The organism is Mesorhizobium sp. P5_C1 (genome assembly GCF_054049815.1).
In genome coordinates, this window is the sequence record NZ_JBFULQ010001387.1 from 1 (window position 1) to 567 (window position 567).

The following is a 567-nucleotide window of genomic DNA, read 5'->3' on the forward strand; positions in this document are numbered from 1 at the left end:
CGAGATGGCGGTGTGGGCCGAATAGCCATCGCATGTCATCTGGCAGCGCTGCGTTGCTTGCCCATTTKGGGCGTTCCCATCGTCGCTCATAAGGATTGTGCTTTTCGGCTGCTCTGCTAAGAACGCGCCGCACAAGCGACTCTGACGGCAATTGGGGCGTCGCCAAGTGGTAAGGCATCGGTTTTTGGTACCGACATTCCCAGGTTCGAATCCTGGCGCCCCAGCCATACTTTTCCGGGTCCATCCTGGAACATCACCCATCTCGAATAGGCAGCAGCGATTGGCCAATGGCAAAGATGCGTGGTCCAGTTCACACTTGTGACATGACAGCCGCCGGACCGGCTGCCGTCATCAATCTAGGTGATTTTCCTAACGCGCGACCTGCGCTAAAATATCCCCTTACCTAAGTTGAGACCCGTCGTGGCCAGGACCGACAAGCGCCCATTCAACGTCAACGTCTTCCTCAATACGGTCGACGGCGGGAGGACTGTGGCGACGTATCGCAAGAATGAGACTGTCTATTCGCAGGGCGACCCGGCGGATTCCGTCTTCTACATCCAGAAGGGC

At 57.1% G+C, this 567-nt stretch carries 1 tRNA gene; it reads left to right on the top strand.

The window, feature by feature from the left end:
* The first annotated feature begins 152 nt into the window (after positions 1–152).
* Positions 153–227 (top strand) — tRNA-Gln (locus tag ACXJ7R_RS35960).
* Positions 228–567 lie beyond the last annotated feature (340 nt).